This window comes from Caulobacter sp. GW821-FHT10E02, assembly GCF_059415225.1.
Genome location: NZ_JBWKMV010000001.1, coordinates 495327 through 520996, shown reverse-complemented (window position 1 = coordinate 520996; position 25670 = coordinate 495327). Strand labels below are relative to the sequence as shown.

Sequence of the window (25670 nt, the reverse complement as noted above, 5' to 3'; positions counted from 1 at the left end):
CGGATGTCAAACTTCGTGAATATTCCTGAGGACAGTCTCCGGCGCGCCGCCCCCTACGCTTCCCTTCCCCTCCAAAGCCGCCTATGAGGCGAGCTCATGACGGCACCAGCCCATGACCCCGCCCGCGCGGCCATCGATGCGATCCGCGCCCGCGTCTTTGCCTTCCCCAAACGCCACTTCCTGTCCGCCGGCGATCTGAACGCGCCCCAGGCGACGGATCTGCTGGACCTGGCCGACGCCTTCGTCGCCTTCAACCGGCAGACGTCCAAGAGCCTGGACCTGCTGCATGGCCGGACGCTGATGAACCTGTTCTTCGAGAACAGCACCCGCACCCAGAGCTCGTTCGAGCTGGCCGGCAAGCGGCTGGGCGCCGACGTCGTCAACATGAACCCCAAGACCTCGTCGGTGGCCAAGGGCGAGACCCTGATCGACACGGCGGTCACCTTGAACGCCATGCGGCCTGACCTGCTGGTGGTGCGCCACGCCTCGTCGGGCGCGGCCAGCTTGCTGTCGCAGAAGGTCAGCGGCCACGTGGTCAACGCCGGCGACGGCCAGCACGAGCACCCGACCCAGGCCCTGCTGGACGCCCTGTCGATCCGCCGCGCCTTCGGTCGCGTCTCGGGCCTGACCGTGGCGATCTGCGGCGACGTGCTGCACAGCCGCGTGGCCCGCTCGAACGTCTCCCTGCTGCACACCCTGGGCGCCAGCGTGCGCCTGGTCGGCCCGCCCACCCTGATGCCGGCCCAGGCCGAGCGCTGGGGCGTCACCGTCCACCACGACATGAAGTCCGGCCTGGCCGGCGCCGACGTGGTCATGATGCTGCGCCTGCAGCTGGAGCGGATGCAGGGCGCCTTCGTGCCGTCCACCCGCGAATATTTCCGCTTCTACGGCCTGGACCGCGAGAAGCTGGCCCGCGCCGCGCCGGGGGCCAAGGTCATGCACCCGGGCCCGATGAACCGGGGCGTCGAGATCGACTCCGACGTCGCCGACGATCCGGCCGTCAGCCTGATCCAGGATCAGGTCGAGATGGGCGTCGCCGCCCGGATGGCGGTGCTGACCAGCCTGGCCGCCCGTATCGAAAAGGCCGGCCAATGACCGCCCCCACGCCCCTCGCCCTCGTCAACGCCCGCCTGGTCGATCCGGAGAGCGGCTATGACGGCCCCGGCGGCGTCATCGTCTCCGAAGGCGTCATCGCCGACGTCGCCAAGGGCCGCGAGTTCGGCAAGCTGTCCAAGGCTGTGAGGGTCATCGACTGCGGCGGCGCGCTGCTGGCGCCCGGCCTGATCGACCTGCGCGTCCGCACCGGCGAGCCCGGGGCCGAGACCAAGGAAACCCTGGCTTCGGCGGCGAAGGCCGCGGCGGCCGGCGGCGTCACCTCGATGGTCGTCCAGCCCGACACGGCCCCAGCCATCGACGACCCCAGCGTCGTCGACTTCATCCTTCGCCGAGCGCGCGACATCGATAGCGCCCGCATCCTGGTGGCCGGCGCGGCGACCAAGGGCCTGGCCGGCGAGCAGATGGCCGAGATCGGCCTGATGCGCGAGGCCGGCTGCGTCTACATCACCGACGCGGGTAAGCCGATCGTCGACAGCAAGGTCATGCAGCGCGTCCTGACCTATGCGAAGGGCTTCGACACCCTGCTGGCCCACCGTCCGATGGACCCGTGGCTGGCCAAGGGCGGGGCCGCGATCGGCGGCGAATTCGCCGGCCGCATGGGCCTGCCCTCGATCTCGCCGATGGCCGAGCGGATCATGCTGGAGCGCGACGTCGCCCTGCTGGAAGCCACCGGCGGCAAGCTGCTGGTCGACCAGATCACCTCGGCCCAGGCGCTCGAGACCCTGGACCGCGCCAAGAAGAAGGGTCTGCGGATCAGCGCCTCGGTGTCGATCAACCACCTGTCCTTCAACGAGCTGGACATCGGCGACTACCGCACCTTCGCCAAGCTGAACCCGCCCTTGCGCGGCGAGGACGATCGCCAAGCGCTGATCGAGGCCCTGGCCTCTGGCCTGATCGACATCGTCGTCTCGGCCCACAACCCCGCCCCGGCCGAGGACAAGCGCCTGCCGTTCGACGAAGCCGTGCCCGGCGCCGTCGGCCTGGAAACCCTGCTGCCGGCGATGCTGTCGCTCTATCACGACGAGCGCATCGCCCTCGTCGACCTGATCCGCGCCGTCACCCTGGCCCCGGCCGAACTGCTGGGCCTGCGCGGCGGCCGCATCGCGCCAGGCGCGCCGGCCGACCTGGTGCTGTGCGACATCGACGCCCCAATCATCATCGACGCCGCCCGCCTGCTCTCGAAGTCCAAGAACTCGCCGTTCGATGGGCGGAGGCTTCAGGGCCAGGTGCTGATGACGGTGGTCGACGGGCGGGTGGTTCACCGAGCGGAGGGATGATGGCGTCGCCGACGCAAGCCGTGGGCGGGCGTTGGCGGACCTTCGCCGTCTATGTCGTCCTAGGTCCCATCTTGGGTGCGGTGCTTCCAGCGGCCCTGGCCGTGGCCGTCCTGACCCAGAACTACACGGGACCCCTGTGGGGCGGCTCAGCGTCCGACTGGCTATCCCTGGTCGGATCCGCTGCCATGGAGGGCCTGATCCCAGCCGTCCTGACCGTGATCATCCTTCGGATCCTGCCAGGCGGGGCTCATCCTCGTTTTCGTAGCACCGTCGCGTACGGACTGATCTCGGCGATCGCCGCCCTGTTCCTGCTGCTTCCGTTCAAGAATCTCGACGAGACGGGCTATCTGCTTTTCGTGGCTGCTGCGGCGCTCGGCGTCAGTGGCCTCTTGGCCGGTTTCCTTTGCGCGACTGTTGTACAGCGCCTAGGCGGCCGGGACCTGGCCAACGCGGCGTCTTGAGCTGAAACGCCTCTTTTGCCCCGGCTCCGAGTCTGCACTACACCTGTGATCCACAACTCTCGCTTGCGCAGCGGTTGAATTCGCGCGCAACTCGCCTTAGGGTCGAAACGTGCAAGATCTCGCCGCCGCCACCTATCTGACGCTCGCCATCACCATCGTCGGCGGCTACCTGCTCGGGTCGATCCCGTTCGGGCTGATCGCTACGCGGCTGGGCGGAGCCGGCGACATCCGGCAGATCGGCTCGGGCAATATCGGCGCGACCAACGTGCTGCGCTCGGGCCGCAAGGATCTGGCGGCCATCACCCTGCTGGGCGACGCCGGCAAGGGCGTGGTGGCGGTGCTGCTGGCCCGCTACCTGACCCACGGCAACGCGGCGGTCATCGCCCTGGCCGGCGGCGCGGCGTTCCTGGGCCACCTGTTCCCGGTCTGGCTGAAGTTCAAGGGCGGCAAGGGCGTGGCCACCTTCTACGGCGTGCTGCTGTCCGCCGCCTGGCCGGTGGGCCTCGCCGCCGGCGCGACCTGGCTGGCCGTGGCCTTCCTGCTGCGCATCAGCTCGCTGGCCGCCCTGGTCGCCGCCGTCCTGGCCGCGCCCTTCGCCCTGGCCTTCGACCAGCCCTATCCGATCATGGCCCTGTGCCTGTTCATGGCCGTGCTGATCTTCATCCGCCATCGCGAGAACATCGCCCGCCTGCTCAAGGGCCAGGAGCCCAAGATCGGCAAGAAAAAGGACGCGGAGGCGCCGCCGCCCGTCATCGACGCGCCGTGATCCCAGGCCGGCTCTCGGACATCCAGCGCTTCGCCTGGCTGCGCCTGGCGCGCACCGAGACCGTCGGCCCCGTCGCCTTCGAACACCTGATCGCCCGCTACGGCACGCCCGAGCGGGCGCTGTCTGCCCTCCCCGACCTGTCCCGACGTGGCGGCCGCGCCGTGCCGCTGTCCCTGCCGCCGCGCGAGGCGATCGAGCGGGAGCTTGAGGCCGGCGCGAAGATGGGCGCGCGACTGATCTGCGGCTGCGAGCCGGACTTTCCGGCCCGTCTAGCGGCCCTCGATCCACCGCCGCCCCTGATCTGGGCCCTCGGCCGGGCCGAACTGCTCTCCGAGCCCAGCCTGGCCATCGTCGGGGCTCGCATCGCCTCGGCGGCCGGCCAACGCTTCGCCCGGCAGCTGGCCACCGATCTGGGAACCGCCGGCTATGTCGTCGTCTCCGGCATGGCGCGCGGCATCGACGGCGCGGCGCATGAGGGCTCGCTCCCCACCGGCGCCGTGGCCGTGCTGGGCGGCGGGGTGGGCGACGTCTATCCGCCCGAGCATGACCGCCTGCACGCGCGTCTGGCCGCCGAAGGCTGCGTCGTGTCCGAGAGCGCCCCCGACCGCCGCGCCCAGGCCAAGGACTTCCCGCGCCGCAACCGCATCATCTCGGGCCTGTCGCTAGGGGTCGTGGTGGTCGAGGCCGAGCTGAAGTCCGGCTCGCTGATCACCGCGCGCCTGGCCGCCGAGCAGGGCCGCGACGTCTTCGCCGTACCCGGCTCGCCGCTGGACCCGCGCTCGAAGGGCACCAACGACCTGATCCGCCAGGGCGCGATCCTGTGCGAGGGGGCCGAGGACGTGCTGCGGTCGCTGTCGGGCCAGATCCATCTGCGGGAGCGCGAACGTCCCTACGAGGCCGAGCCCCCAGCCGACATCGACCACGACGCCCTGCGCGAGCGCGTCGCCGCCCTGCTCTCGCCCACGCCGGTCTCGCGCAACGACCTCGTCCGCGCCGCCGCCGCCCCCGCCTCGGCCGTCATGGCGGCCCTGGTCGAATTGAGCCTGGCCGGACGCGCGGAGTTGCTGGACGGCGGGCTGGTCGCTGGCGTTTAAATCCCCCTAGTCGAGTCTCCCGCGAGTCGCCGACTTGAAGGGAACCACCATGGACACCCAGGCCATAGAAGACATGCTCGCCAACGCCGTGGCGGCCGGCGCCGAAGGGCGGCTGGACGACGCCGAGGCGGCGTTCCGCGCCGTGCTGGTCATGAAGCCCGATCACGACGAGGCCCTGTTCGGGCTGGGCCTGAACCTGCTGATCGCCCGGCGCTTCCAGGAGGCCGTCGAGCCGCTGACCTGGGCCGCGCACGCGCCGAACGCCGAACCGGTGCGCCGGCAATGCCTGGCCCACGCCCTATTCCTGACCGGCGACTTCGCCCGCGCCGCCGACACCTTCGCGGCCACGCACGGGGTGGAGCCCCTGCCCGAGGGCGCGCGAGTGACCTGGGCCCGCGCCGCCGCCTACAACGCCCTCGATCGTGTCCCGGCCCAGGCCGCGCTGGACCTCTACGTCCAGGTCGCGGGCCCGCTGGCCGAGGATCTGGAGACCGTGGCGCGCGAGGGCTTCGGCATCCTGGTGGCCTTCCAGCGGCTGGACGCGGCCCGCGCCCTCGGCGCCTGGCTGGAAGCGCGCAATCCGGGGGACGTGGTCAAGACGCACGAACTGCGCGTGCTGCTCGATCCGACCATCGACCGATCGCCGCCGGCCTATGTCGAGGCGCTGTTCGACGAGTTCGCCGAGCGGTTCGACCGCCAACTGGTCGAAATGCTGGACTACCGCGCGCCCGCGCTGCTGGCCGACCTGGTGGCGGGCCGGCGCGCGCGGTTCGAGCGGATCCTGGACCTGGGCTGCGGCACCGGTCTCGCCGCGCCGTCGCTGGAGCGGTTCGGGGCCGAGCTGACCGGCGTCGATCTTTCGTCCGCCATGCTGGCCAAGGCGGCCGAGCGCGGCGGTTACGACCATCTGGTCCGGGCCGAGGCGGTCGAGTTCCTCGAAAGCCATCCCGGCCATTTCGACCTGATCGTCGCCGCCGACGTGCTGATCTATTTCGGCGACCTGACCGCGCTGTTCGCCGCCGCTGCGCAGGCGCTGGTCCCCGCCGGCCTGCTGGCCGTCAGCACCGAGCTGGGCGAGACCGGCTGGAAGCTAACGCCCACGGCCCGCTACGCCCATGGCGACGACTATATCCAGGCCACCAGCGCCGCCGGTTTCCGGGTCGTAGAACGCCAGGAGATCGCCCTGCGTCGTGAGACGACCAGCGTCACGACCGGCTGCCTTTACGTGCTGGAGCGGCTCTAGCCGCCGCTTCTGCGCGCGCCCTTGGCGAACAGCAGGTCCGACCACCGCCAGTGACCGCCGCCCAGGGCGAAGCGGGCGCTGCCGGGGCCGTCGTTCAGCGAGATCAGCACGAGGCCTCGCATCGGTTCGGCGCGACAGGCGGCGGGGGCGAAGGCGACCTCCATCATGATCATCTCGCGCAAACCGGCCAGGCCGTCGCCCTCCTCGCCGGTCACCCGCGCCCAGTCGCCGCTCCAGACCAACGGCGCGCGACCGGCCCCAACCGTCGCGCCGTGAGCCCGCAGCAGCGAGGCGCGGGCGCGAGGGTTCTTGCGCAGGCCCTCCTGCAGCAGCCGGACCATGTCGCAACCGTCTCCGCCGCCACCACCGCCAGACCCCGAGCCGGCGGTCGCCGCGCCCATCAGTTCCGACTCGCCCAGGCCCATCACGGGGCTTGGACCCGGGTTGCGGCTGGCCGGCAGCGGCACGACGTCCTTGGGCGGCGGCAGTTTCGACACCTTCAGCGGTGAGCGCGGCGCGGCCTTGGGCGCCGCCTTCGGCTTCTCGGGCGATGGCGGCTTGGCCGGCGCCTTCACCGGCGACTTGGGCGCGTCATGCGGCGCGGGCGGCGGCGGAGGGGGTGGCGGCGGTGGAGGCGGAGGCGGCGGATCGACCAGCGTGACCATCACCGACGGCGGCTCGGGCGGCTGCGGGGTGATGTGCGTGGCGAACAGGACCGCGACGGCGGCCACATGCGCGCCGATGCTCACGACCAGGGCCACGCCCTTCCCGCCGCGTCGTCTCCAGTGCGCCATCACTCCGCCGCGTCACAGGCCGAAGCGCCGGCCCAAGACGTGACTCGACCACGTCCCCGCGTCAGGAACGTGGCGATTGGTCAAGCTTGCCAGTCGCGAATGGTCAACCCAAGATCGAGCTTTGGCAGGAGCATGATCATGGACCCCGTCGCCTTGGTCTGGGCGCTGCTGCTGGCCGCGCCCGTCGCCGCCTTAGTGCTGCAAACCCTGGCCCGGAGCCTGGCGCCACGTCCCTACGCGGCGACGGCCATCGCGATCGCCGCATTCCTCTGCGTCGTGGTTGCGGCCGGAATGACGGGGATCCGCTTCGTGCCCGTCCTGGCCAATGTCTGGACCCTGGCGGCGGCCTATGCCGCTTACGCTTTCCTGGTCTTCTCCATCGGCCGACTGCCCTGGCCCAGAACGGCGCGGCGGGCCGCCACCGTCTTCGGCGCGCTACCGATCGCCTATGGCTACTTTCTCGGCACCGTCGGCCTGCTGGGCCTGATGTTCACGGCGGGCGAATATGTCGATCCGCCCAAGCAGACCTTGCGGCTCAGCCAGAGCATCACCTGTGTCATGACCGAAGGGGGCGGCCTGGACAGCGCGTATAACCTGCGCCTGCATCAGGAGTGGCCACTGGTGCCGCTACTGCATCGGCAGACTAAGGTGATTTCGGTGGGTGAAGGCCTATTAAGCCAGGCTGATTGCGCCGAGCTGCGCGATCGACCGCTCTAGACGCTGAGATCCACCAGCAGGCCCGTGCCCGCCGCCGGCGTCGCGCGCACGGCTTGCTTCAGCCGATCGGCGATCTCCGCGCGTTCGGCGTTCGAGGTCACGGCCTTGATCGGTTGGATCGGCGAGACATAGGCCTCGGTCGCGATCCGATTGACGGTGAGGTCCATCGGGCTCAATGCAGTCGTGGAACTAGCCATCGCATTGTCGTGCAATGGCCTTAACAAGCGCCTACCAGACGCCCAAGCCTCACTGTTTCTAGGTCCTTCCGTTGACAGACCCCAGGTGAAGCCCCCACTTTCCCGGCGCTCGCCTCAGGGGCGATCCCAATTTCCTGAACAAGAGTCAGAATGAACGTCGTCGTCGTCGAGAGCCCGGCCAAGGCCAAGACCATCAACAAGTACCTCGGGTCCGACTACACGGTTCTCGCCTCGTACGGTCACATCCGTGACCTCCCGTCCAAGGACGGTTCGGTCGAACCGGACAACGACTTCGCCATGAGCTGGGAGGTCGACGCCAAGGCCTCCAAGCGGGTGAGCGACATCGTCGACGCCCTGAAGAAGGCTGACCGCCTGATTCTGGCCACTGACCCGGATCGCGAAGGGGAAGCGATCAGCTGGCACGTGCTGGAAGTGCTGAACAAGAAGAAGGCGTTGAAGGACAAGGCCGTCCAGCGCGTCACCTTCAACGCCATCACCAAGACGTCCGTGCTGGAGGCCATGGCCAATCCGCGCGACGTCGACATGGAGCTGGTCGAGGCCTACCTCGCCCGCCGCGCCCTCGACTACCTCGTCGGCTTCACCCTCTCGCCGGTGCTGTGGCGCAAGCTGCCGGGCAGCCGCTCGGCCGGCCGCGTGCAGTCGGTCTGCCTGCGCCTGATCGTCGAGCGCGAGATGGAGATCGAGCGCTTCAAGACCCAGGAATATTGGAGCGTCGACGCCGACGTCTCGGCCGGCGCCGATCCGTTCCTGGCTCGCCTGGTCAAGCACGAAGGCAAGAAGCTCACCAAGTTCGACCTGAACAACGAGACCTCGGCCCTGGCCGCCAAGGCCGCGGTCGGCGCCGCCGTGTTCAAGGTCGCCGCCGTCGAGAAGAAGCCCGGCAAGCGCTCGCCCGCCCCGCCCTTCACCACCTCGACCCTGCAACAGGAAGCCGCTCGTAAGCTGGGCTTCTCGGCCCAGCGCACCATGCAGGCTGCCCAGAAGCTGTACGAAGGCATCGACATCGGCGGCGAAACCGTCGGTCTGATCACCTACATGCGTACGGACGGCGTGTCGGTCGAGCCGGAAGGCATCGCCGAGGCGCGCAGCGTGATCGGCAATGTCTATGGCGCGACCTACGTCCCCGAGACCCCGCGCTACTACAAGGCCAAGGCCAAGAACGCCCAAGAGGCCCACGAAGCCATCCGCCCGACCAGCCTGAACCGCAACCCCGGCTCGCTGCGCCTGGAATCGGACCTGGGCCGCCTCTACGAACTGATCTGGAAGCGGATGATCGCTTCGCAGATGGAAAGCGCCCGCATCGAGCGCACCACGGTCGACCTGGAAAGCAGCGATGGCCAGACCGGCCTGCGCGCTACGGGCCAGGTCGTGCTCTTCCCCGGCTACCTGGCCGTCTATGAGGAAGGCCGCGACGACGAGGGCGACGAGGACAGCGCCCGCCTGCCGATGATCGAGGAAGGCGCCGCCGCCAAGGTCATCGAGGCCCGCGCCGACCAGCACTTCACCGAACCGCCCCCGCGCTATTCGGAAGCCAGCCTGGTCAAGAAGATGGAAGAGCTGGGGATCGGTCGTCCGTCGACCTACGCCTCGGTCCTGACCGTGCTGCGCGACCGCGAATACGTGAAGATGGACAAGCAGCGCTTCGTTCCCGAGGACAAGGGCCGTCTGGTCACCGCGTTCCTGGAGCAGTTCTTCAAGCGCTACGTCGAGTACGACTTCACCGCCGCGCTCGAAGAGCAGCTGGACCTGGTGTCGGACGGCAAGCTGGACTGGAAGCAGTTCCTCCGCGACTTCTGGAAGGACTTCCACGCCGCCGTCGGCGAGATCGCCGAACTGCGCACCACCAATGTGCTCGACGCGCTGAACGAGGCCCTGGGCCCGCACATCTTCCCGGACAAGGGTGATGGCTCGAACCCGCGCCTGTGCCCGACCTGCAATGTCGGCCAGCTCTCCTTGAAGACCGGCAAGTTCGGGGCCTTCATCGGCTGCTCGAACTATCCGGAGTGCCGCTACACCCGCCAGCTGGGCGTGTCGGAAGGCGAAGGCGAGGCCGAGAGCGCCGACAAGGAACTGGGCCTCAACCCCGCGACCGGCCTGGCCGTGTGGCTGAAGAACGGCCGCTTTGGTCCCTATGTCGAGGAGCTGGCGGCCGCCGACAGCGGCGACAAGCCCAAGCGCTCGTCCCTGCCCAAGGGCTGGATCGCCTCGGCCATGGACCTGGAGAAGGCCCTGCGCCTGCTCTCGCTGCCGCGTGAAGTCGGCAAGCACCCGGACGATGGCAAGGTCATCACCGCGGGCCTGGGACGCTTCGGACCGTTCGTGCTGCACGACGGCACCTACGCCAATCTGGAGAACGCCGACGAGGTGTTCGATGTCGGCCTGAACCGCGCCGTGGCCATCCTGGCCGACAAGCGCGCCGGCGGCGGACGTCCGCAGCGTGGGGCCGCCACGGCCCTGGCCGAGATCGGCGCCCACCCCGAGGACGGCAAGCCGGTGCGCGTGCTGTCGGGACGCTTTGGCCCCTACATCAAGCACGGCGACACCAACGCCAATGTACCCAAGGGCAAGGACCCGGCCTCCATCACCATGGAAGAGGCCGTGGCCCTGATCGCCGAGCGCGCCGCCAAGGGCGGCGGCAAGAAGCCGGCGAAGAAGGCTGCTGCGCCGAAGAAGGCCGCCGCCAAGACTAAGGCGGAAGGCGACGCTCCGGCCAAGAAGACGGCCGCGAAGAAGCCCGCCGCCAAGAAGCCGGCGGCGAAGAAAGCCGCGCCGAAGGCTAAGGTCGAGGCCTCTTCTGACGACGGCGCCACGCCGTGGGACGACGAAGCCTAGTCTGTTCAGACGATCGGGAGGGGAGTAAGTTTCGAGCATGACGACGCTGGAACGTCCCCTGCCGCTGCATGTCGTGGTGTCCGCGCTGATCCTGTGCTGCGTGGGCGGCTTCGCCATGGGCGTCACCAACGCCATGAAGATCGACCGGGGCGGGCTGGAGGTCTCCAAGCAGCCGCTGGCCGAGGTCTCGGGCGTGCCCGTCAAGGACGCCGCCCCCGCCCTCGCCTACGAGCCGCCGCCGGTCGAGAAGCCCAAGCCCAAGGCCGTCGAGGTCCAGACCGCCGAGCAGGAAGCCCCGCCGGTGATCGAAACGCCGCCAGTGGCCGCCCCGACGCCCGCGGCCCCCACAGCGGTGAAGCCGGCTGAACCGCCGCCGCCACGCTCGATCGAAGACCTCTACTAGGGCCCGTACTGGCTTTCCGCCCCCGTAACGGGGTAAGGCAGGACATGGCCAAACTTCGCCCGACCAAGACCTTCAAGCCCAAGCCGCCCGCCGGTCTGCCCGACCGCGAGACACTGATCGCGTTCCTGCGTGACGCCGGCGAGAGCGGCAAGGCCGACATCGCCCGCCACTTCGGCCTCAAGGGCGCCGACCGCCGGGCGCTGCGCGAGATGATCCGCGAACTGGAAGCGCAAGGCGCGCTGGCCAAGCGCGGCCGCAAGGGTTTTGCGGAAGCTGGCTCCCTGCCCCCCGTCGGCGTGGCCGACGTGGTCGAACGCGACGTCGACGGCGAGCTCTACGTCAAACTGACCAAGTCCGACGACGACGTGCCGAACGTCCGCCTGGCCCCGACCAAGGGCGAGGCCGCCGCCGGCGCGCCGGGCCTGGGCGACCGTCTGCTGGTCCGCTTCGAGCGCCTGGAGACCGGCGAGTTCGAGGCCAAGCTGATCAAGAAGCTGGGCCAGAGCGCCCACAAGGTGCTGGGCGTCATCCGCAAGCACCGCAAGGAGATCCGCGTCGAGCCGGTCGACCGCAAGTCCAAGGACGTCCTGGTCCTGGATCCCAGCGTCGCCCACGACTTCAAGGACGGCGACCTCGTCCTCGCCCAGGTCGGCACGCACGGCGGCCGCTACGGCCCCAAGCCCTGCAAGGTGCTGGAGGTGGTCGGGACCGAGAACGATCCCCGCGCGGCCTCGCTGATCGCCATCCATAGCCACGGCATCCCGACGGGTTTCTCCGAAGCCGCTGAGGCCGAGGCCAAGACCGCCGTCGAGCCGACGCTGACGGGCCGCGAGGACCTGCGGCATCTGCCGTTCGTGACCATCGACCCCGTGGACGCCCGCGACCACGACGACGCCGTCTTCGCCCACCTCGACGAGGACTCGACCAATGTCGGCGGCTGGGTCGTCTGGGTCGCCATCGCCGACGTCGCGGCCTATGTGCGCCCCGGTTCGGCCCTGGACCGCGACGCCCGCGAGAAGGGCAACAGCGTCTACTTCCCCGACCGGGTCGAGCCGATGCTGCCCGAGACCCTGTCGAACGGCCTGTGCTCCCTGCGCGAGAGCGAGAACCGCGCCACGCTGGCGGTGCGGATGGTGTTCGACAAGTCGGGCCGCAAGAAGGGCCACAAGTTCGTGCGCGGCCTGATGCGCTCGGCCGCCAAGCTGTCCTACGAGCAGGCCCAGTCGGCCATCGACGGTCAGCCGGACGACAAGTCCGGCCCGCTGCTGGAGCCGATCCTGCAGCCCCTGTGGGAAGCCTATCGGACGATGAAGATCGGCCGCGACGCCCGCTCGCCCCTGGCGATCGAGAGCGACGAGCGCCGGATCATCATCCGCGAGGGCGAGATCCTGTCGATCACCAAGCGCCCCAGCCTGGAAGCCCACAAGCTGATCGAGGAGATGATGGTGCAGGCCAATGTCTGCGCCGCCGAGAGCCTGGAGGCCAAGCGCTCGCCCCTGATCTACCGGGTGCACGACACGCCCAGCCTGGAGAAGGTGCAGAACCTCGCCGACTTCCTCCAGACGCTGGAGATCCGCTGGGACAAGGGCCAGGCCCCGCAGACCGCGCGCTTCAACAAACTGTTGGACGAGACGCGCGAAGGCCCGAACGCGGCGATCATCAACGAGGTGGTCCTGCGCACCCAGATGCAGGCCCACTACAGCGCCGACAACATCGGCCACTTCGGCCTGAACCTGGCCAAGTACGCCCACTTCACCAGCCCGATCCGCCGCTATGCCGACCTGATCGTGCACCGGGGCCTGATCCGGGCGCTGGGCCTGGGCGACGATGGCTTGACCGACCAGGACATCGCCCAGATCAAGGACACGGCCGAGGTCATCACCCACGCCGAGCGCCGGGCCATGGCCGCCGAGCGCGACGCCACCGACCGCTACATCGCCGCCTTCCTGGCCGACCGCGTGGGCGCGACCTTCGCGGGCCGGGTCACCGGCGTCACCCGCTTTGGCCTGTTCATCAAGCTGGCCGACACCGGCGCCGACGGCCTGGTGCCGGTCTCGACCCTGGGCCAGGAGTTCTTCGTCCACGACGAAAAGCTGCACGCCCTGGTCGGCGACCGCACCGGCCAGCGCTGGACGCTGGGCATGAACGTCGAGGTCAAGCTGGTCGAGGCCACGCCGGTCACCGGCGGCCTGCTGTTCGAGATGCTCAGCGATCCGATGCCGGCCGATCCGAACATGCCGCGTCCCCGCCTCGGCGCTCGCCGTCAGGCGGCGGTGAAGCCGCGTGGCGGCCTGCCGAAGGGCGTGCGGCGCGGCAAGCGGCGCTAGTTCGCCGCGATCGCCGCCTCGAGCTTGTCGGCCATCATCTTCTGATCGGCGACCGACGGGTGCCAGTGGCATGCGCCGCGATCCATGTTGGTAATCCGCACGGCCTTGGCGCCGGTACGGTCGGCCACCTCGGCGACGTCATCGGCGAAGGTGTCGCCGGCGATCAGGAACACCCGCGCGCCCGGCCGGCTGGCCTTCAGGCCCTGGACGAAGGCCACGTAGGTCTCGCGGTAGTCCTGATGCAGCGCCGCCTCGTCGGCCCAGGCCTCACCGGGATGCAGCTTCGTCGAGAAGTCGTTGGTGCCCAGGCCGATGACCACGATGTCCGGCGTCCACGGATCGTCGGCCTCCACACTTGGCTCGACCTGGCCCGGGATCACGCGCGGAAACAGCACCGGCAGCGGCTCGCCTGCCGCCGTGCCGTTGTAGTTGCGCACCACGCCCCGGCCCGAGAAGGCCTCGATCCGGTAGTCGGCGTCCAGCCGCCCCGCCAGGATCGGCCCGAAGGCCAGGCTGGTGTCGGTCAGGTCGTGGACCTGCTGCTCGGTGCAGTCGCGGCTGGCCGAGCGGACGCCGTAGCCGACCGTGTGCGAGTCGCCGATGAACTCGATCCGACGCGGACGGGCCGCCGCCGTTAGCGCCGCATCCTGCGGCCCGACGAAGAAGCCCTCGAACCGCGCCGAGCCTGTCTGGCTTTCGGTCAGCTTGTCCAGGCGCACGACGTGCTCACCGGGGCCCAGCCGGTCGAGCAGCAGGTGCAGTTCGCCGGCCTTGGTCAGCTCAGCCTTGCGCACGCCGTCGATGCTGACGGCCAGGTGTTCGGCCTTGGTGTCGACCACCACCTCGACCGACGGCCCCTTGAAGCGTCCCTCGAAATAGACACCGGGCCAGCCGAAGTCGTAGCCGCCTTCCGGTTCCGGCGCGACGCGTCCGCCGATGTTCAGCGGCAGGGCCGTCTGGGCAAAAGCGGGGGTGGCCAAGCCCAGAACGACGGCGAGAGTCAGCAAGCGCATGACCCTCTTCTCAAGCGGGATGCGCGCCGCGTCAAACCCCGCTAAGCAAAGCCATGCGCGCGCAGATCGAACCCTTCCATGCCATCGCCATCAGCCGCCTGGCTCACCAGTTGAAGACCGAGGGTGCCTCGATCATCCACATGGAGTTCGGCCAGCCCTCGACGGGCGCGCCCAGCAAGGCGCTGGCCAAGGCCCACGAGATCCTCGACGCCGAGGCCATGGGCTATTGGGAGAGCCCGGCACTGCGCCAGCGGATCGCCGAGCGCTACCAGACCCTCTATGGGGTCACGGTCGAGCCCGAACGGATCGTCCTGACCTGCGGGGCCTCGCCGGCGCTGGTGCTGGCGCTGTCCAGCGTATTCACGCCCGGCGACCGCATCGCCCTGGCCCGCCCCGGCTATGTCGCCTACCGCAACAGCCTGAAGGCCCTGCACCTCGAACCCGTCGAGATCGCCTGCGGGCCGGAAGACCGCTTCCAGCTGACCGCCAAGCACCTGGCCGAACTCGCCCCCGTCCCGGCCGGCGTCATCGTCGCCAGCCCCGCCAACCCGACCGGCACGATCATCGCGCCCGAGGAACTGGAGGCCATCGCCAAGGTCTGCCGCGAGCGCGGCATCCGCATCATCAGCGACGAGATCTATCACGGCCTCAGCTACACGGGCCGCACGCCCTCAATGCTGGAGTTCGCGCCCGACGCCCTGATCGTCAACAGCTTCAGCAAGTACTTCAGCATGGCCGGCTGGCGGTTGGGCTGGCTGCTAGCACCCAAGGGCGAGGACCTGGAGCGGGCGCGAGCCTATGTCGGTAACCTGTTCCTGACCGCGCCGTCGCTGAGCCAGCACGCCAGTCTCGCCGCGATGGACTGCATCGAAGAGCTCGAAGCCCATATCGACGTCTACCGCGCCAACCGCCAGCTGATGCTGGACGCCCTGCCGGCGCTGGGCCTGCGCAAGATCGCGCCGCCGGACGGGGCCTTCTACATCTGGGCCGACATCGGCCACCTGACCGACGACTCGCTGGCCTTCTGCCAGCAGCTCCTGAAGGACACCGGCGTGGCGACCGCCCCCGGCGTCGACTTCGATCCGGTCGAGGGCAAGCACTTCATCCGCTTCAGCTTCGCGGTCTCGACGCCGGAGGTCGAGGAAGCCCTGCGGCGGATCACGCCTTGGTTCGAGGCGCGAGGCGCCAGTCCAGCCCCATAGCCAGGAAGGTGAAAGATCCGGACCATCCGATCAGGATCAGCCCGACCAGCGGCTCCAGGCTGGCGATCAGGCGCAACGGCCCGATCGGGTAGACGTCGCCGACCCCCTGGGTGGTGAAGGCCTCGATCGAGAAGAAGAAGAACTGCCGGGGCGTCATGGCTCGATCGCCGACGAACCGGCCCAGTTGCAGCACGTGCTCGCCGAGGGCGTAGCCGCCCGCGAACACCATGGCCTCCAGGACATGGGCGACGATCAGGCCGAAGATCACCAGCAGAATCTTCAGGTGCCCAGAGATCGCCAGGGCGTCCTGGCCGCGCGACAGGACTCGAAGCGCCTGGAAGTGGATCAGCACCGCAGCGGCGATCAGCGTCAGGGACAGGGCGATAGCATAGAGATCAGCCATCAGGAGCTCGCTAGAGCCCATCCGGGCTCGCTTTCAGACGCACGGCTATGCCGGCGCCATTCGGGCTCAATTATGATCGCGCCCCGGACATCTCCGCCCGGGGCGCGCCCTCAGTGGGCAGCTACTTCCTGTCTAAATAATCCAGCGCCATGAAGACCTCGGCCTTCACGCCGGTCTCGAACACCGCCTCGTCGACATCGAAGTAGGGCGAGTGGTTCGCCGGCGCGGTCGCGGCCGGCACGTCGGCCTTGCGGCCGCCCAGCTGCACGAACACCGCCGGCACCTTCTCGGCGTACATCGAGAAGTCCTCGGCCCCGGTCACCAGGGCGGCCTTGTCGTCGATCTTGCCGGGCGAGGCCTTCTCCAGGCTGGCCTTGACCCAGGCCGACAGCGCCGGGTCGTTGTAGGTCACCGGATAGGGCTGGCTGAACACCGCCTCGGCCTTGGCGCCGTAGCGGTCGCCGATCGCGGCGACGGCCTTCTGCATCTTGGCCACCAAGTCGTCGTGGCGGGCGGTGGAGAAGGTCCGCATGGTCCCCTCCATCTTCAGGTCCTCGGGGATGATGTTCTGGCGCATGCCCATGTTGATGACGGCGATCGTCACCACCGAGGGCGAGGCGCCGACATCGACCTGGCGGGCGGCGATTTGGTTGGTGGCCTGGATGATGTCGGCCGCGATGCTGGCCATGTCGATGCCGGCCCAGGGCCGCGCGCCGTGGGTCTGCTTGCCCTTCACCGTGATCGTCAGGCGATCGGACGACGCGTAGAAGCCCTCGGGCCGATAGTTCAGCTGGTTGGCGTCGCCCGGGCCGATGTGCAGGCCGAAGATCGCGTCGACCTTGGGCTTGTCCAGCGCCCCATCGCGGATCATCAGCTTGGCGCCGCCTTCCTCGCCGGCTTGAGGGCCTTCCTCGGCGGGCTGGAAGATCAGGACCACCGTGCCCTTGATGTCGGCCTTCATGCCGGCCAGCGCCGTGGCGGTCCCCAGCAGCATGGCCACATGGGTGTCGTGACCGCAGGCGTGCATCACCGGGACGGTCTTGCCTTCCCAGGTCGCGGTGACCTTCGAGGCGAACGGCAGGCCGGTCTTCTCCTCGACCGGTAGGGCGTCCATGTCGGCGCGCAGGGCCACGACCTTGCCGGGCTTGCCGCCCTTGAGGATGCCCACGACGCCGGTCTTGCCGACGTTCTCGCGGACCTCGAAGCCCAGGGCCTTCAGTTCCTTGGCGATCAGGGCGGAGGTGCGGACCTCCTGGTTGCCCAGCTCCGGATGCTCGTGGATGTCGCGCCGCCAGGCGATGACCTTGGGCTGCACGGCCTTGGCCGCCGCCTCGATCTTGGCGGTCGAGGGCGCGGCCATGACCGGCACGCCAAAAGCCATGCCAGCGACTAGCGCCAGCGTCGAAACCCGTACGAACATCGTGAAGCCCCCAAAGAACAGGCCCTGACGTTACGTCGGTCTTTCCAGGCTGCGCAATCGGTCTAACCTGATTGCATGAGCCTGCCGCCGATCGACGCGAAATTCGACACGATCAACGACGGCGCCGTGCGCGAGACGGGCGCGGCGCTGACGCCCAAGCACGCGGCCACCGTCATCATCGTCCGCACCGACGGCCCGCAGCCGCGCCTCTTGATGGGCCGGCGCAACGGCGGCGTCGCCTTCATGCCCGACAAGTGGGTGTTCCCCGGCGGCCGGGTCGACCGCGCCGACTTCGACGCCCCCAGCGCCACCGAACTCGCGCCCGAGGTCGCCGCGCGGCTGGAACTGGAGCCCCGCCACCGCAGCCCCGCTCGCCTGGCCCGCGCCCTGGCCCTGGCGGCGGTGCGGGAGACCTTCGAGGAGACAGGCCTGCTGCTGGCCAAGTCAGCCCCTGTACGCCCCGGCGCGGGGCCCTGGCGGCCGTTCCTGGCCCAGAGCGCCCTGCCCGACCTGGCGCCGCTCAGCTTCGTGGCCCGGGCCATCACCCCGCCCTATCGCCCGCGCCGCTTCGACGCCCGCTTCTTCATGGCCTCGGCAGAGGCCCTGCTGTCCCTGGACCGCCGCCCCGACTGCGGCGAGCTGGACGAGATCGCCTGGGTCGACTTCCAGGAAGCCATGGCGCTGGATCTGCCCAACATCACCCGCTTCGTGGTCCACGAGATCGGCCAGCGGCTGGCGGAGACTGGACGGCCCGCGCCGTTCATGCGCTTCCTGAACGGCAAGCGTCACCTGACGCACCTCTAGGGAGGTTTCCGTGATCGCCTCGGTCCTGGCCCTGACGCTGCTCGCCGCACCCGCCGACATCGACCGCCTCGGCTTCATCGCCGGCTGCTGGACCCTGACCCGGCCGAACGGCACGAAGATCGAGGAGCAGTGGCTGGCGCCCGCCGGCGGCGCGATGATCGGCATGAGCCGCAGCGTCCGCGACGGCAAGCTGCGCGAATACGAGTTCATGCGCATCGTCCCGGCCGCCGACGGCAAGCTGCAGTACGTGGCGATTCCCTCCGGCCAGGCCGAGGCCGCCTTCCCGCTGAAGGCGATCGCCGAAAACAGCGTGACCTTCGAGGCGCCGGAGCACGACTTCCCGCAGCGGATTCTCTACAGACTGGTCGACAAGGACACCCTGGTGGCCCGGATCGAGGGCTCCGTCGGCGGTCAGGCGCGCTCGGCGGACTTTCCTTACAGACGGTGTACCGCCGCCAATTGACTTTGAGCTGCCGATCAGTATGTTCCGCGCCTCTTATTTCCAACGCGCGGGAACCTGCGCGACCACCGCAGGGATTCGACTATGGCCAAACCGGCTTCCATCAAGATCCGCCTGAACTCGACGGCGGACACCGGCTTCTTCTACGTCACCAAGAAGAACGCCCGCACCAAGACCGAGAAGATGGTGCTGAAGAAGTACGACCCGGTCATCCGCAAGCACGTCGAATTCCGCGAAGGCAAGATCAAGTAAGATCGCTTTCAGCGCTACGACATCAAGACGCCCGGCTAGCGATAGCCGGGCGTTTTTGCGTTCAGCGGCCGATCCAGAACCAGCGGAAGAAGGCGAAGCCGCCCCAGACCACCGTCACGGCCAGCAGCACCGGCCCGACGCAGATGGCGACGAACGCGCCCAGCATCGCGGCCATGGACAGCCCGCCTGACAGATGTTCGCTGGCCTGGGCGCCCAGCCAGAACAGGGCGATGCAGGTCGCCAGACCCAGGACCAGCCATCCGCCCGGAAACGGATGCTTACGCGCACGCACTCTTGCTCTCATCTCACCACTCCCCCGTGCGAGACATTGAGACGAGAGTCTGCGACAGCCGTATGCAGGCCGCTAAGAAAGCCGCCTAATTTCGGTTAGTTATGCCGCGTCCGTGATCAGGCGACCCTGGTCCAGCGCCCGCTTGGCCAGCAGAGTGTCGGCCACGCCGAAGGTCCGCTCGTTGTCGACGTCGATGGCGTGGGCGCCGTCGGCCAGGACCACCGGCTCGACCTTCAGCTTGAAACGACGGCCCAGGCGATTGAGCGCCCCGCGCAGCGACAGGCGGCCCATCAGCAGCAAAGCCAGGTTGATCGGCCCCAGGGCCATGATCATCCGCATCGGCTTCTTGGCGAACTGCCCGCCACTGCGGAAGCTCTCGGCCACGCTGGTCGCGGCCGGACCGGCGAAGGCGTAGAGATTGCAGTTCGAATAGGCGTCGTCCCAGAACTTGTAGAACCGGCGCTGGCCTTCCGGATGGGCCGCCATCACCGAGCGCTGGGTCGCCATGGCCAGGGAGACGTCGGCGACCTTCAGGGCCGCCAGCACTTCGGTCACCGCACCCGGCGTCAGCAGGACGTTATCGCCCGTGGTCACCAGCAGCGGCATGTCGCCCACGCCCTCGGCGGCGGCATAGACGCTGTCGGCCAGATTGTTGGCGGCCGGCACATACTCGATCAGGAACCGGCTGGCGGGCAGCACCGCGTCGATCAGCGGCGCGGTCTCCGGCTCGACCACGATGCGCAGGCGCGTCAGGCCCGGCGTCGCGATCAGGGCCTCGACCACGTGGCGCACCAGGGCCGCGCCCTGGATCGGCACCAGGTTCTTGTTCACGACGCCCGCGGCCTCAGCCAGGGGATCGACGCGACCCGGCCGCTGGCCGGCCAGGATGACGCCGACGAAGGGCTCAGGCTGCGACGACATCGTACGCCCTTTGCAGCAGGCCCTGGCGATCCAGGCTCTCGGTCAGGATGGTCTCGATCAGCTCTGCGTGGGTCCAGCCGATCTGCTGGGCGGCCATCGAGATGGTCTTCCGGGACCACAGATTGCAGTTCAGGTTCACTTCGAGGAACTGGACCTCGCCGGTGGCGACGTCGAGGCGGAACTCGAAGCGGCCGTAGTCGAACGGCATGAACTCCCGCATCATCTCGCGGGCCCGGGCCTCGGCGATCTGGCGCTGCGGGCCGTCCTCCAGCGGGCGGATCTCATAGGCCTGGCCGCCGACCAGGTTGCGCTTCTCCTGGTAGGTGCGCAGCTGGGCCGGGTTGATCTGCTCGACGATCTGGGTCGGCAGGATGACGGGCTCGCCGTCGACCGTGATGGCCGAGATTTCGATGTCATGGCCCTGGATGAACGGCTCGACGATGACGTCGTGGCCCTCTTCCTGAAGGCGCTGGACCGACTCGCGCACGCCGGCCCAGTCGAAGGCGTCGCTGACGCCCCAGCTGGCCGACGAGGCGTTCGGCTTGATCACGAAATGCTCGCCCGGCGGCAGCAGGGCGGCGTCCAGCGGCGCGCCCCGGCGATAGACGGCCCAGGGCGCGGTCGGCACGCCGCGCGCCACGGCGGCGCGCTTGGTCAGGTGCTTGTCGTCCGACAGGCCGCGCAGGATCGGGCTGGCGCCGAGGTACGGCAGCCCCAGGCGGTTGCAGAGCAGCGGGACCAGCATTTCCGAGTTCAGGAAGCCGGCGCGGTTCAGCAGCGGGAAGACGAAGTCCACATCCGGGCGCTCGAACAGCACGCTGTACTCGTCGGCGACCATCAGGTTGACGCCGATGTCCTCCAGCGTCTGGCGCATCTCGCAGTGATAGACCGCGTGGGTGCCGTCCTCGGGATGCAGCTCGCCCCGCCCCTTGGCGTGCTTGGCGATCAGCATGATGCGAAGAGCGCGCTTGGCCTCAAGCGGAAGGCGTCGCGGAGCAGCGAAGCGGGTCATCGGCATGCCTCCGGGCTCGACGGCTGTCGGAAGCCCCCTTCCGCAGGTCCGTCGTGTCGATGTCGATCTTCGGAGGCTAGGCCCGGCGCGTGACGGACACGCTACGGTTTCATGGCAAGATGATATGCGAGTAGAGCGCCATAGCGGCCGACGCCCAGGCCCTGGCGGGCGGCGCGCTGGGGCATCAGCACGCCCGGCTTGCCGTTGCCCTCAATCAGCACCGGACCGTTGGGAGTCAGGGCCACGTCCCAGCCGATCAGCGCGTAGTCGGGGAAGACCTCAGCATGGGCCCGGCGCACCAGGCCCTTGGCCGCGGGCCAGTCGGGCAGCATGCGACCGGCGATCGCCGCGCCCGTGACCGGATGGACCGGGTGATCGCCGCCGCCATAGCCCTTGCAGGCCACGCCCAGCGATCCGACCGGCAGGTCGACCGCCGCGATCAGCCCGCCGGCCTTCATGTTGTCGACCTTGGCCCCGCGCACCGAGGCGAAGCGGAAGGTGGCGCTGACCACCTCGGGCGCGCCGACCTCGTCGACCATGGTGACGATGCGCACGGTCGGCAGGGCGTCCAGCGCCAAGTCCCGGAGGGCCGGATGGGTCGCAATCCGATCCTGGACCAGCCACGCGCCCCGGCCGCGCGGCAGACGGGCGGAGAGATCGGCGGCGTCGGCCACGCGCTCCAGGATGACGACGCCGTCGCCGCCCTCCCCGTCCGCCGGCTTCAGCACCAGGTCGCGCCCGGCCGGGTCGGCCTTTATCTCAACTCTACCATCCCTGATCACCGCCACAGTGCGTGGCGAGGGCAGATGAGCGGCCGCGCAGCGGGCCTCGAACCGGACCTTGTCGGCCAGCACGCAGTCGCGGGTCCAGCCCAACGGATTGATCCGCTTGTTCAGCGCCGCGTCCTCGAAGCGGCGGATATAGCCATCCAGCTGGGCCGCGTCCTCGATGCGGAACAGGGCCAGATCGTTGGGGTCGACGAAGCGTTCGTGGGCGATCTCGACCGCCCGGCGACGCCAGGCTTCGCCGAGGTCGAACTTGCGGGCCACCTTGGCCGCGCGGCCGGGGATCCAGGCCTGGAAGGCCAGGCCCACCACCGCGTCCAGCGCCGCGCGCGCCGGCCCGCGTCGGGCCTGGCGCTGGGCATAGTGCGCCTGCAGGCAGCGCGCCGACACCGGCGCTACGACGCCCGGATAGATCCCGTACGCCTTCTTGAGGAAATAGAAGCTGTCGTAGCCCATGCGCCGCCCCCGGAACGCACAGGTCTAACGGCGCCGTGTAACGGTTTTTGGAAGGCCGGCTTCTAGTTCGGCTTGCCGCTAGTCATGCCGAGCTTGTACGGCGGCTGGGTCGCCACGACGTCCGCCGGCCGCACGGTCGGGCTCAGCGGCGCGGCCCCTTCGAGGCCTTTGCCGGTGACGTTGCTGATCGAGAGCTTCGGGCCCTCGGCGATCGTGACGGCGACGTTCTTCAGGGTGACGCTCCTGATGTTGGCCAGGGTGATGCCCTTGCCGGCCGAGCCGGTGATGTCCTTCAGCACAAGGCCGTCCAGCGGCTTGTCGGGATGGATGTTGACCGCCTCGACCAGCACCGGGACGTCGGTGACCTTGATCCGCTCGAAGGTGAAGTTGCGCACCGTCGGGATGCCGTCAAAGCCGGCGACCGGGAACTGGTCCTGCTTGCCGCTATCCAGGAAGTTCAGGCGCAGGAAGCCGTTGCCGGTCCCGGAGACCTCCAGGTCGCGCATGACGATGTCCTCGATGAACGCGCCTCGGCCCGGCCGGCTCTTGATGTAGACGGCGAAGGTGTGGGCGGCGAGCATCTTGCAGCGCTCGACCCGCACGCGGCGAATGCCGGCCGAGGTCTCGCTGCCGATGCCGATACAGGCCCAGCGATGGTCCTTGAACGTGCAGTCGGTGATGACGACGTCCTCGGTCGGGCGGGCGATCAGGTTGCCCTCCATCCCCCGGCCGGACTTCAGCGAGATGCAGTCGTCGACGGTGTCGAAGTCGCAGTGGTCGATGGTCACCCGGCGGCAGGAATCGACGTCGATGCCGTCCGCCCGGCCGTTGACCACCACGTTGCGGAACAGGACGTCGTCGCAATAGACCGGATGGATCGACCACATGTCGTTCTGCTGGGTCTTCAGATCGGTGACGGTCAGGCCCTGGACGTCGACGAACTCCAGCAGGGCCGGATGGCGCAGGCCCGTCTCCTTCTGAACACGGCCCTTGATCGCGTCGGAGGCGACGATGGCGCCCTTGCCGGCCAGCGCGATGTTGCGCGCGCCCTGCCCCCAGATCAGGCCGATATAGCCGGGCACCCAGCGGCCCTCCCAGCGCACCTGCACGACCGGATAGTCGGCGAGGTCGGGCGAGCCCTGCAGGGTCGCGCCCTCCTCGATGCGCAGCGTGGTGTTCGAACCGATCCGGATGGCGCCGGTCAGGAAGGTCCCGCTCGTCAGAACCACCTCGCCGCCGCCGAACACGGTGCAGCGGTCGAGGGCCAGTTGCAGGGCGTGGGTGTCCTTGGCGACGCCGTCGCCCACCGCGCCGAGCTCGCGCGGGTCGATCCGCAGGGCGGGCTTGGCCGGGGTCGCGGCCTTGGACGCGACGGCCCCCGCTGGGGTCGCGGCGATCAGGGTCGAGAGACCGGCGAGCGCCAGCACGGCGCGGCGATTGGCGGACATGGGCGGACGCTCCCTGTGATCGGCTTATGACACCGGTTTCTTCAAGGCAGCATGCGACGGACGCGACGCGCCCGCCAATCCATAAATGTCGAGACGTGGAAGGCGCTTAAGCGGCCTTGCCGACCACCGCGTTACGGCCCGAGGCCTTGGCCTGGTAGACGCCCTCGTCCGCCCGCTTCAGCAGGGCTTCGGGGCTGTCGCCTTCACCGGTCGTGGCCGAGACGCCGACCGAGATGGTCACCGTCAGCTCTTCCTTGGTGGGCCCCACCTTGAAGGGCGAGCCGGCGACGTGGTTGCGGATCCGCTCGGCGATGCGCAGGGCGTCGGCCAGGGCGGTGTCGGGCATGATCACCACGAACTCCTCGCCGCCGAAGCGGCAAGGCAGGTCGATGGCCCGGACGTTGGAAGCCAGGCGCAAGGCGAACTCGCGCAGCACCTCGTCGCCGATGTCGTGGCCGAAGGTGTCGTTGATCTTCTTGAAGAAATCGATGTCGATCAGCAGGGCCGAGACCGGCTCGCCGCCCATCACCGCGCGCTTGACCAGCGAGTCCAACTGCCCCGTCATGTAGCGACGGTTGTGCAGGCCGGTGAGTTGGTCGGTGACGGCCAGTTCCAGGCTGTGGTCGAGGTTGTTGCGCAGATAGTCGGTGTAGCGCTTGCGCTGGATCTGCGTCTTGACGCGGGCCGACAGCTCCTGCGGGTCCACCGGACGCGGCAGGATGTCGTTCACGCCGATTTCCAGCGCCTTGACCATGCGGCCCCGGTCGTCGGGATCGACCATGGCCAGCACGGGCAGCTGGCGCGAGCGCTCTTCCGACCGCAGGGCGGCGGTGAAGCGCAGGCCGTCGAAGCTCTTGGCCGCGGCGTTGACGATGACCAGGTCGACCGGACCGCCGGCGCTGATCTTGGCCTTTTCCGGATCGCTTTCGATGACCGGGCGATGCTCAACGCCCAGTTCGGCGGCGATGCGCTGGGCCTGACGTTCGTTGTCGTCGACGATCAGCACCCGGCCGCCCAGACCGTCCAGACGGGCGGCGGCGCCGGCGATCACGCCCATGCGGCGGCCCGAGGCCTCGCGCTGGCGCAGCTCGTCGATCACGAGCTTGAAGCGGGTCAGGCTGCGCACGCGGGCGAACAGCATGACGTCGTCGATGGGCTTGGTCAGGAAGTCCGAAGCGCCCGATTCCAGGCCCTGGATGCGATCGGCGCGGCCGTCGAGGGCCGTGATCAGCACCACCGGGATGTGGCGGGTGGTCGGGTCTTCTTTCAGTTTGCGACAGACGGTGAAGCCGTCCATGCCGGGCATCATTACGTCCAGCAGGATGATGTCGGGCAGGTCGCGGGACGCCATGGCCAGGGCGGTCGGGCCGTCCATGGCGCTGGAGACTTCGTAATATTCAGCCGTCAGCTTGGCCTCGAGCAGACGGACATTGGCTTCGATGTCGTCGACGACGAGGATCCGCGCGCTCATGCGACCGGGACCTTGTCCAGCAGGCGCTTGATGGTGTCGAGGAAGTGGACCACCGAGATGGGCTTGGAGATATAGGCCTCGCAGCCGCCCTCGCGGATACGCTCCTCATCGCCCTTCATGGCGAAGGCGGTGACGGCCACGACCGGGATGTGCGCCAGGTCATCGTCTTCCTTCAGCCACTTGGTGACTTCCAGGCCGGATATCTCCGGCAGCTGGATGTCCATCAGAATCAGGTCGGGCTTGTTGTCGCGGGCAATGGACAGCGCCGACAGACCCTCACGGGTCTGCAGGGTCTCGTAACCCTGGGCCTCGAGCAGATCATGAAAGAGCTTCATGTTCAGCTCGTTATCCTCCACGATGAGGACCTTCTTCGTCATCCTTACCCCGACCAAACGGTCACGTGGCGGCGCCTAGGGATTCGCGCCGTCTTCCAGAACCAGTTGCCACGAATATCCTTAAGCCCGCGCTAATCGCGTTAAGACC

General features: G+C 68.9%; 26 protein-coding genes. 14 read left to right on the top strand and 12 right to left on the bottom strand.

The genetic code is table 11. The features are described 5' to 3' along the window. Positions 1-96 precede the first annotated feature (96 nt). From AC07NI_RS02555 to AC07NI_RS02530, 6 genes are all read left to right on the top strand, one after another. On the top strand, positions 97-1095 hold the full coding sequence (locus AC07NI_RS02555) for an aspartate carbamoyltransferase catalytic subunit (protein ID WP_494615853.1): 999 nt from the start codon (positions 97-99) through the stop codon (positions 1093-1095). Next, a complete protein-coding gene (pyrC, locus tag AC07NI_RS02550; protein ID WP_494615850.1) occupies positions 1092-2393 on the top strand; it encodes a dihydroorotase in 1302 nt (433 codons plus the stop codon). Before AC07NI_RS02555 ends, pyrC begins: the two co-directional genes overlap by 4 nt. Positions 2394-2578: 185 nt before the next feature. Then, entirely contained in the window at positions 2579-2854 is a 276-nt protein-coding gene (locus AC07NI_RS02545) for a hypothetical protein (protein WP_494615848.1), read from the top strand. 109 nt (positions 2855-2963) lie between these two features. Further along, a complete protein-coding gene (gene plsY / locus AC07NI_RS02540; protein WP_494615846.1) occupies positions 2964-3620 on the top strand; it encodes a glycerol-3-phosphate 1-O-acyltransferase PlsY in 657 nt (218 codons plus the stop codon). Then, complete coding sequence (gene dprA / locus AC07NI_RS02535; protein WP_494615844.1) at positions 3617-4714, top strand: DNA-processing protein DprA; 1098 nt, start codon at positions 3617-3619, stop codon at positions 4712-4714. The genes plsY and dprA overlap by 4 nt, the downstream gene beginning before the upstream one ends. Positions 4715-4748: 34 nt before the next feature. Then, complete coding sequence (locus AC07NI_RS02530) at positions 4749-5957, top strand: methyltransferase domain-containing protein (protein WP_494615843.1); 1209 nt, start codon at positions 4749-4751, stop codon at positions 5955-5957. Here the strand turns inward: AC07NI_RS02530 and AC07NI_RS02525 are convergent. Next, positions 5954-6751 (bottom strand): hypothetical protein, encoded by a 798-nt coding sequence (locus tag AC07NI_RS02525; RefSeq protein WP_494615841.1) that lies wholly within the window; start codon positions 6749-6751, stop codon positions 5954-5956. The two genes, AC07NI_RS02530 and AC07NI_RS02525, sit on opposite strands and share 4 nt — an antisense overlap. Before the next feature lie 138 nt (positions 6752-6889). Here AC07NI_RS02525 and AC07NI_RS02520 point away from each other — a divergent pair, with 138 nt between their 5' ends. Then, positions 6890-7468 (top strand): hypothetical protein, encoded by a 579-nt coding sequence (locus tag AC07NI_RS02520; RefSeq protein WP_494615838.1) that lies wholly within the window; start codon positions 6890-6892, stop codon positions 7466-7468. Here the strand turns inward: AC07NI_RS02520 and AC07NI_RS02515 are convergent. Then, the gene (locus AC07NI_RS02515) at positions 7465-7635 is read right to left on the bottom strand and encodes a hypothetical protein (RefSeq protein ID WP_494618217.1); all 171 of its coding nucleotides are present in this window, start codon (positions 7633-7635) and stop codon (positions 7465-7467) included. The two genes, AC07NI_RS02520 and AC07NI_RS02515, sit on opposite strands and share 4 nt — an antisense overlap. A 180-nt stretch (positions 7636-7815) precedes the next feature. On the opposite strand from AC07NI_RS02515, the gene topA reads away from it, so the two are divergent. From topA to rnr, 3 genes are read left to right on the top strand one after another with little or no spacing between them, the layout of a single operon-like run. Next, a complete protein-coding gene (gene topA, locus AC07NI_RS02510) occupies positions 7816-10518 on the top strand; it encodes a type I DNA topoisomerase (protein ID WP_494615837.1) in 2703 nt (900 codons plus the stop codon). Positions 10519-10555: 37 nt separating this feature from the next. Continuing rightward, positions 10556-10921 carry a hypothetical protein gene (locus AC07NI_RS02505; RefSeq protein WP_494615834.1) on the top strand — a complete coding sequence of 122 codons (366 nt, stop codon included), beginning with the start codon at positions 10556-10558 and terminating at the stop codon, positions 10919-10921. 44 nt (positions 10922-10965) lie between these two features. Next, positions 10966-13248: a ribonuclease R gene (gene rnr / locus AC07NI_RS02500; protein WP_494615829.1), complete on the top strand. Its 2283-nt coding sequence runs from the start codon at positions 10966-10968 to the stop codon at positions 13246-13248. Here rnr and AC07NI_RS02495 read toward each other — a convergent pair. Further along, positions 13245-14261, bottom strand: coding sequence for an SGNH/GDSL hydrolase family protein (locus tag AC07NI_RS02495; RefSeq protein WP_494615825.1), 1017 nt, complete (start codon positions 14259-14261; stop codon positions 13245-13247). The genes rnr and AC07NI_RS02495 overlap by 4 nt on opposite strands. Before the next feature lie 53 nt (positions 14262-14314). Between AC07NI_RS02495 and AC07NI_RS02490 the strand changes: the two genes are divergently transcribed. Further along, positions 14315-15463 carry a pyridoxal phosphate-dependent aminotransferase gene (locus tag AC07NI_RS02490; RefSeq protein ID WP_494615822.1) on the top strand — a complete coding sequence of 383 codons (1149 nt, stop codon included), beginning with the start codon at positions 14315-14317 and terminating at the stop codon, positions 15461-15463. On the opposite strand, the gene AC07NI_RS02485 is transcribed toward AC07NI_RS02490, so the two are convergent. Together AC07NI_RS02485 and AC07NI_RS02480 are read right to left on the bottom strand one after the other, a co-directional pair. Further along, the gene (locus tag AC07NI_RS02485) at positions 15420-15866 is read right to left on the bottom strand and encodes an ion channel (RefSeq protein WP_494615819.1); all 447 of its coding nucleotides are present in this window, start codon (positions 15864-15866) and stop codon (positions 15420-15422) included. The two genes, AC07NI_RS02490 and AC07NI_RS02485, sit on opposite strands and share 44 nt — an antisense overlap. A gap of 121 nt (positions 15867-15987) precedes the next feature. Further along, positions 15988-17286, bottom strand: a complete 1299-nt coding sequence (locus tag AC07NI_RS02480) for an amidohydrolase (protein ID WP_494615817.1) — start codon at positions 17284-17286, stop codon at positions 15988-15990. 75 nt (positions 17287-17361) lie between these two features. Between AC07NI_RS02480 and AC07NI_RS02475 the strand changes: the two genes are divergently transcribed. From AC07NI_RS02475 to rpmG, 3 genes are all read left to right on the top strand, one after another. After that, a complete protein-coding gene (locus tag AC07NI_RS02475) occupies positions 17362-18090 on the top strand; it encodes an NUDIX hydrolase (protein ID WP_494615812.1) in 729 nt (242 codons plus the stop codon). 10 nt (positions 18091-18100) lie between these two features. Next, a complete protein-coding gene (locus tag AC07NI_RS02470) occupies positions 18101-18553 on the top strand; it encodes a DUF6265 family protein (RefSeq protein WP_494615808.1) in 453 nt (150 codons plus the stop codon). 81 nt (positions 18554-18634) lie between these two features. Further along, positions 18635-18802: a 50S ribosomal protein L33 gene (gene rpmG, locus AC07NI_RS02465; protein ID WP_010920317.1), complete on the top strand. Its 168-nt coding sequence runs from the start codon at positions 18635-18637 to the stop codon at positions 18800-18802. A gap of 61 nt (positions 18803-18863) precedes the next feature. On the opposite strand, the gene AC07NI_RS02460 is transcribed toward rpmG, so the two are convergent. From AC07NI_RS02460 to divK, 7 genes are all read right to left on the bottom strand, one after another. Further along, positions 18864-19094, bottom strand: coding sequence for a hypothetical protein (locus AC07NI_RS02460; protein WP_494615805.1), 231 nt, complete (start codon positions 19092-19094; stop codon positions 18864-18866). Positions 19095-19193: 99 nt separating this feature from the next. Next, a complete protein-coding gene (locus AC07NI_RS02455; RefSeq protein ID WP_494615800.1) occupies positions 19194-20015 on the bottom strand; it encodes an NTP transferase domain-containing protein in 822 nt (273 codons plus the stop codon). Then, positions 19999-21027, bottom strand: coding sequence for a D-alanine--D-alanine ligase family protein (locus AC07NI_RS02450; protein ID WP_494615794.1), 1029 nt, complete (start codon positions 21025-21027; stop codon positions 19999-20001). Before AC07NI_RS02450 ends, AC07NI_RS02455 begins: the two co-directional genes overlap by 17 nt. A gap of 101 nt (positions 21028-21128) precedes the next feature. Beyond that, positions 21129-22268, bottom strand: coding sequence for a sugar-transfer associated ATP-grasp domain-containing protein (locus AC07NI_RS02445; RefSeq protein ID WP_494615792.1), 1140 nt, complete (start codon positions 22266-22268; stop codon positions 21129-21131). A gap of 62 nt (positions 22269-22330) precedes the next feature. Next, a complete protein-coding gene (locus AC07NI_RS02440; protein ID WP_494615789.1) occupies positions 22331-23716 on the bottom strand; it encodes a glycoside hydrolase family 28 protein in 1386 nt (461 codons plus the stop codon). A gap of 106 nt (positions 23717-23822) precedes the next feature. After that, positions 23823-25187 carry a PleD family two-component system response regulator gene (locus AC07NI_RS02435; RefSeq protein WP_494615787.1) on the bottom strand — a complete coding sequence of 455 codons (1365 nt, stop codon included), beginning with the start codon at positions 25185-25187 and terminating at the stop codon, positions 23823-23825. Further along, entirely contained in the window at positions 25184-25564 is a 381-nt protein-coding gene (gene divK, locus AC07NI_RS02430; protein ID WP_494615784.1) for a cell-cycle response regulator DivK, read from the bottom strand. Before divK ends, AC07NI_RS02435 begins: the two co-directional genes overlap by 4 nt. Positions 25565-25670 lie beyond the last annotated feature (106 nt).